The organism is Iodobacter sp. (genome assembly GCF_025352645.1).
Taxonomy (GTDB): domain Bacteria; phylum Pseudomonadota; class Gammaproteobacteria; order Burkholderiales; family Chitinibacteraceae; genus Iodobacter.
In genome coordinates, this window is the sequence record NZ_JANXSO010000080.1 from 21,232 (window position 1) to 27,490 (window position 6,259).

The window sequence follows — 6,259 nt, forward strand, 5'->3', positions numbered from 1 at the left end:
TATCCACAAGGCTGGGTGTTAAATCTGTTTGGCCTGTGGATAATTTGGAGATAGTTTTTTGGGATTCCCAAGCTTTGTAGTTATCCACAGAGCCAGTTGATATTGCCCACAGCCCAAGTAGTTGATTTGATGGATCGTTTGATTTTTCACCGTATAATGGCTCGTTTTGACGGAGGGGTTCGATGGCGATCCAGTGGTTTCCAGGGCATATGAACACTGCCCGCAAGCAGGTTGCAGAGACCATGGCCAAGGTAGACTTGGTGATTGAGGTGGTTGATGCTCGCTTGCCACTGTCTAGTAGCAATCCCATGATTGAACCGATGAGAAGGCTAAGGCAGCGTCCCGCCTTGAAGGTTTTGAATAAAGCAGACTTGGCGGATCCAAAACTCAATCGTATGTGGCTCGATTGGTTTAAATCTCAGCCGGGTACTGAAGCGGTGCTGTTAGGCGAAGACAATAAGATCCAAGGTGCAAAACTGATCCCTCAGCTTTGCCAAGCCTTGGCTCCACATCGTGATGGGGAACATAAACCGCTTAGAGCAATGATTGTGGGTATTCCTAACGTGGGTAAATCCACGTTAATCAATCACTTAGCCAAGCGTAAAATTGCTAAAGTGGCTGATACACCTGGTGTGACTAAGATGCAGCAGCGTGTAGAGACGTTGGCTGGGATGATTTTGTATGACACGCCAGGCTTGATGTGGCCCAAAGTGCAAAATGAAGATTCTGGTTACCGTTTAGCGATGGCTGGATCGATTGGTCGTAATGCTTATGATGAAGTGGATGTGGCTTTGTATGCCATTGAAACCTTGATCGAGCGCTATCCGCAGTTATTGCTTGATCGGTATAAATTGAAAGATCTGCTGGGTGATGCAGAGCCTTTGTTTGAGTTGATTGGCAAAAAACGCGGTGCGATGTTGTCGGGTGGTCGTATTGATACCCAAAAGACCGCAGATATGATTTTGACTGAGTTTCGCGCTGGAACTTTAGGCCGTATTACTTTGGAAACTCCGGATGATTTCTTGGAAATGCCGGTTTATGATCCAAATGATGAAGCAGAGTTGCCTGATCCAGATTTGTGAAATGACGTTTTGAGCATGGTTCATTGCGAAGATAGATTCATTATTGACGCGGCGTGTTCTAGAAAAATGTCTTAGAATTCGACTGCTCTGTAGCTTTGGAAGTGACTGATGGAAGCTGAACTTGTAAATCTTGAAGACAAAGTCGAGCAATTAGCTCAGCTTTGTCGTGAGTTACGCGATGAAAATCGGGGCTTACGCCAGAAATTATTGCTAACACAGCAGCAAAATCAAGGTTTGCTCGCTAAGGTAGAGGGCAGCAAAGAAAGAGTTGCGGCTATCTTGGCGAAGCTGCCAGAGGATCAGAATGAGTGATGCGGTGATTAAGCAACTCGACGTTTCTATCATGGGCCGTGAGTTTCGTGTAGCTTGCCCTGAAAACGAAGAGGCGACTTTGGTACAGGCCGTGGAGCTACTCGATCAGCGTATGCATGAGATTCGTGCGTCTGGCAAGGTGATTGGTTTGGAAAAAATTGCCATTATGGCCGCGCTAAATATTACGCATGAATATTTGCATACGCGGGTTGATGGAGGTTTTGACATTGCTACAATTCAGCGTAGAATTGCCAATATGAATTCAACGATTGACGCAGTAATGGGTGAGCAGATCGATATGTTTTCCTGATGCGGCAATTGTGTACACCAATGCTTTCCTGCGGTGTTTGTTACGACTTGTCTCTCTGAACCAATAATTACTTTGGTTGCCTGCCATGAGCATGCCTGTTGTGCGCATCCCCCGTTGGATGCACCTGATGGCATCCGGTAGGTGGCCGCTTGAACCTTCGGTTCAAGATTGCTCGTCGGACGGCACTCGCGGGAAGCTCTTCATTGTTTCACATCACGTGAATATCATCGGTAAACCTAGCAAATCCGAAGCACGGCGTTTGATACGTCGTGCTCGTGCTTCTATCCCCCCCCTTGAAAGATATGCCGCAGAGAGTGCTGTTGCCATGCAGGCAAAGCAGCTTGGTTTATTGCGGCGTGGCCTAAAAATTGCCGCTTATATTCCTGCCGGCAGTGAGTTTTCCCCTTGGATATTAATGCTACGCGCTCTTTTAGGCGGTGTAGAGGTGTATCTGCCGCAAGTACCAAAGCGAGGCAGAAAGCTTAATTTTGTACGCTTAGATGCTAAAAATCGTTGGAAGCTAGGCCCACAAAATATTCTTGAGCCGCAGTCTGGTATGCCATGCTCTCCCCGTGATTTGGATATCGTTTTTTTGCCTTTGCTGGGCTTTGATTCAAATCTAGCTCGTTTAGGACAAGGAGGAGGCTACTATGATTGTACTTTTGAGTTTCGGCGCTGGCGTCGGGTGTGGAAAAAGCCCCGTTTAGTGGGGTTAGCTTTTGATGTGCAGCATGTGGAGCAATTAGCTGTGGATAGTTGGGACTTACGATTAGATTACATTCTAAGTGGTCAAAAAATCTGGCGAAATCCTAATCGCTGATTACATTTTGTTGTAGTCATTGCACATGTATTTTTCTGGCTTGCACTAAACAGAGTCATTATTTAGCGAGGTGACATGCATCTAGCTGCCCAAAATCGCTGTTTTGTGAGGTAACGCAAATTTATGCAATGACAAAGGCAATAAATTCACAATTATTTTCTTTGCCTTAGCACTAAACTAGCACCCAGTAGAAATCTCTTAACCTAAGCGCAATGGATTGCTACATCCCGATTGGCTTTAAAGCCGACAAAGAGTCTTTACAAGCACTGCCCCCAATAACGAGGTTGCCATGAATAACTCGACTCAAGCCTCTCGGCTGGATCTTTTTGCACCGCTGTCTGGTGTTGTTGTTGCTATCGAATCGGTTCCTGATCCGGTTTTTGCTCAAAAAATGGTGGGTGATGGGATTTCCGTTGATCCTATTTCCAACCTCTTACTGGCACCGGTTGCCGGTAAAGTGACTCAACTTCATTCTTCACGGCATGCGATTACTATCACCACGCCTGCAGGTGTTGAAGTGCTGATTCACATTGGTTTGGATACGGTTATGATGCGCGGTGAAGGTTTTACCGCCAAAGTGGCCGAGGGCGCAGACGTAAAAGTAGGCCAGCCGCTGATTGAGTTTGATGCCGATTTGGTTGCACGCAAAGCTTTGAGCTTATTAACGCAGATAGTGATTACAACGGGTGATAAAGTAGTTAAGTACATCCCAACGACCAAAAAAATGGTTGTTGCTGGACAAGATATTTTGCTTTCTTTAGATTTGGCAGGCGCCACTTTAGTGGGTAATGCAAGTAGTGCCGCCCCACAGGCTGATGCAGCTATTCAATCTGCAGCCGTGATTGTGCCAAATCCAACTGGTTTGCATGCTCGCCCTGCTGCTGTGCTGGCCAATATGGCTAAGACGTTTAAATCTGAGCTGAAGTTAGTACGTGCAGGCGATGAAGCCAATGCCAAATCTGTGGTTTCGATTATGGGCTTGGAAGTTCAGCACGGTGATTCGATTTTTGTCAAAGCGATTGGCCCAGATGCAGGTCAAGCGGCTAAAGCGCTAGCAGAGCTGATTGCCAGCGGTTCAGGTGAAGATTGTGGCGGCGTGTTGCCAGCGGCTGCGACAAAGCATCTTCCTAAGCCACAAACGCGGCCCGCATTAAAATCGAATGATCCTAATGTGTTGATGGGAGTATCTGCCTCACCTGGTTTAGCCGTTGGGCATATTTTCCAAGTAAAACAAGAAGTAATCGACGTGCATGAAGCGGGTGACACGCCTGATCTAGAAAAACGTCGTTTAGATGTTGCGCTAAAAGAAGCGTACCAGCAGTTAGAAGCATTGAAAGGTGAAATTGCTGATCCAGCAAAGGCAGAAATCTTTACCGCTCACCAAGAATTATTATCTGATCCTGATTTACTGGATCTTGCTACGGCAGCGATAAGCCAAGGGAAGAGCGCAGGGTTTGCATGGCGTGCTGCATTTACCAGCTATGCGGATAAATTGGCCAAGCTTAAAAATGAAATTTTAGCGGGCCGAGCTAACGATATTCGCGATATTGGCCGACGTGTATTGCGCTTGATTGCGGGGATTAAAGAAGCGGCATTTGAAGTACCAGATGATGCCATTTTGATTGCTGAAGACTTGACCCCATCGGATACAGCAAGCTTAGACCGCAATAAAGTGCTGGGTTTTTGTACGATTGGTGGCGGGGCAACCAGCCATGTAGCAATCTTGGCTCGATCTTTGAATATTCCGGCGATTTGTGGCATTGAAGACGCTGCTCTGCAATTAGCCAACGGAACTCCGGTTATTTTGGAAGGCAGTAAGGGCTGTTTGCGTTTAAATCCGTCGCCAGAAGAAGTGAGTAGTATTCGTGAGCGCCAACTTAAATTAGCTAAACGTCAGGCTGAAGAGCTGGCCGCCGCATTTGAGCCTGCCACCACCACAGATGGTATTTGCGTTGAAGTGGTCGCTAATATTGGCGGGCTGGAAGAAGCGCTGCAATCGGTAAAACTGGGCGGTGAAGGTGTTGGTTTGCTACGTAGCGAATTTTTGTACTTAGAGCGCACCGAAGCGCCTTCAGAAGCTGAACAAGACAAAATCTATAGCGATATTGCCAAATCACTTGGTAAAGATAGAACTTTTGTGGTTCGTACTTTGGATGTAGGCGGCGATAAGCCTTTGCCTTACCTGCCGATGCCAGCAGAAGAAAACCCATTCTTGGGCGTGCGTGGCGTGCGTTTATGTTTGGCTGAGCCAGAATTGCTGCACACGCAAATTCGCGCCATTTTGCGTTCTGCTGAACACGCCAAATTAGCCATCATGTTTCCGATGATTACTTCTTTAGAAGAAGTCCGGACAGTGAAACGCATTGTGGCAGAAGAAAAAGCGGCTTTAGGTATTACCGCCGCAGTGCAGATTGGGATTATGGTAGAAGTGCCTGCCACGGCCGTGATGGCAGAAATCTTTGCCCGTGAAGTCGATTTCTTCTCGATTGGTACTAACGATCTCACCCAGTACACACTGGCGATGGATCGTGGTCATCCTAAGTTAGCTAAAGAGGCTGATGCAATGCATCCAGGTGTATTGCGTTTGATTGCCAACACCGTGAAGGGTGCACATACCCATGGTAAGTGGGTAGGGGTTTGTGGCGGTATTGCCTCTGATCCTTCTGCCGTTCCCTTGTTAATTGGTATGGGTGTGGATGAATTATCCGTGAGTGTGCCTGCTATTCCGGCCGTTAAAGCCTTGGTGCGCACACTATCAAAAGCAGACTGCCAGAAGTTGGCCGCTGAAGTGCTGCAAATGGGCACGGTGGCAGAAGTTCGTACGCGTCTATCTCAGCAACTCGCTGATTAAATAATGATCAAAACAGGCCGATATTGGCCTGTTTTGTCAAGCGGACAGATCAAGCTCTAAAGCCTTATATCATGCGGTGTTCAATGGATTGTGGCACTGCGCCTTATGCGTGAGAATCAACCTTGAAAGATCAAAACACAATGCGCGACAGTTTCCCTTTTTTGTTGGTAGCGGCTTTGGGTGGTTGGGGCAATATAAGCTCCTTAGAGCTGGTGGCTCTAACACGTTTACGCGTGGTATTGATAGATGCAAGCCGCTGTAATTTAGAGCGATTACAACAAGCCGGTGTTCTGGCGGTGATGCCTGTTAAGAGTCCAGTTTTCCACCTTATCATTGGTGCTGATGCCCCACGCTATATGGAAATCCTGTCTTAGAAAATAGCTGCTTGGTTTTGCCAAGTAGTAAGCAGTACGGAGAAGATGATGTTTAAAAACGCTTTTGCATTTTTGCAAAAAATCGGCAAATCGCTCATGTTACCGGTGTCAGTATTGCCAGTAGCGGGCTTATTGCTTGGTTTTGGTGCTTCCAATTTTTCTTTTTTACCGGAAGTCGTTTCACATTTGATGGCCGCGGGCGGCGGTGCGATTTTTGGTAATCTCGCACTGATTTTTGCAATTGGTGTGGCCTTAGGCTTAACCGAAAACGATGGTGTAGCCGCAATTGCTGCCGTGGTCGGTTATGTTGTGCTGCTGGCAACCATGGGCGTGATGGCTCCGGTGCTGGGTACTGAGCCCGCCATGGTTATGGGTATGAAGGCGATGGAGACCGGCGTATTTGGCGGGATTATCGCCGGTGCGCTGGCGGCTGGCTTGTTCAATAAATACTATCGCATCGAGCTGCCTCCTTACCTTGGCTTCTTTGCAGGTAAGCGCTTTGTGCCGATT

At 47.3% G+C, this 6,259-nt stretch carries 7 protein-coding genes and 1 other RNA gene; all 8 read left to right on the plus strand.

The features are described from left to right. Positions 1–182 precede the first annotated feature (182 nt). On the plus strand, positions 183–1,082 hold the full coding sequence (gene ylqF / locus Q0R17_RS09590) for a ribosome biogenesis GTPase YlqF (RefSeq protein ID WP_293934464.1): 900 nt from the start codon (positions 183–185) through the stop codon (positions 1,080–1,082). A gap of 108 nt (positions 1,083–1,190) precedes the next feature. After that, positions 1,191–1,394, plus strand: coding sequence for a hypothetical protein (locus Q0R17_RS09595; protein WP_293934465.1), 204 nt, complete (start codon positions 1,191–1,193; stop codon positions 1,392–1,394). After that, positions 1,387–1,704, plus strand: a complete 318-nt coding sequence (locus Q0R17_RS09600; RefSeq protein ID WP_293934467.1) for a cell division protein ZapA — start codon at positions 1,387–1,389, stop codon at positions 1,702–1,704. The genes Q0R17_RS09595 and Q0R17_RS09600 overlap by 8 nt, the downstream gene beginning before the upstream one ends. A 22-nt stretch (positions 1,705–1,726) precedes the next feature. Then, a non-coding RNA gene (ssrS, locus tag Q0R17_RS09605) (6S RNA) lies at positions 1,727–1,903 on the plus strand. An 18-nt stretch (positions 1,904–1,921) separates the two neighbouring features. After that, the gene (locus tag Q0R17_RS09610) at positions 1,922–2,524 is read left to right on the plus strand and encodes a 5-formyltetrahydrofolate cyclo-ligase (protein WP_293934469.1); all 603 of its coding nucleotides are present in this window, start codon (positions 1,922–1,924) and stop codon (positions 2,522–2,524) included. A gap of 289 nt (positions 2,525–2,813) precedes the next feature. Then, complete coding sequence (gene ptsP / locus Q0R17_RS09615) at positions 2,814–5,375, plus strand: phosphoenolpyruvate--protein phosphotransferase (RefSeq protein ID WP_293934471.1); 2,562 nt, start codon at positions 2,814–2,816, stop codon at positions 5,373–5,375. Between the two features lie 140 nt (positions 5,376–5,515). Beyond that, positions 5,516–5,749 (plus strand): PTS transporter subunit EIIB, encoded by a 234-nt coding sequence (locus Q0R17_RS09620; protein WP_293934474.1) that lies wholly within the window; start codon positions 5,516–5,518, stop codon positions 5,747–5,749. 45 nt (positions 5,750–5,794) lie between these two features. Further along, positions 5,795–6,259: PTS transporter subunit EIIC (locus tag Q0R17_RS09625; RefSeq protein ID WP_293934476.1), on the plus strand; the 465-nt coding region annotated here is incomplete at its 3' end.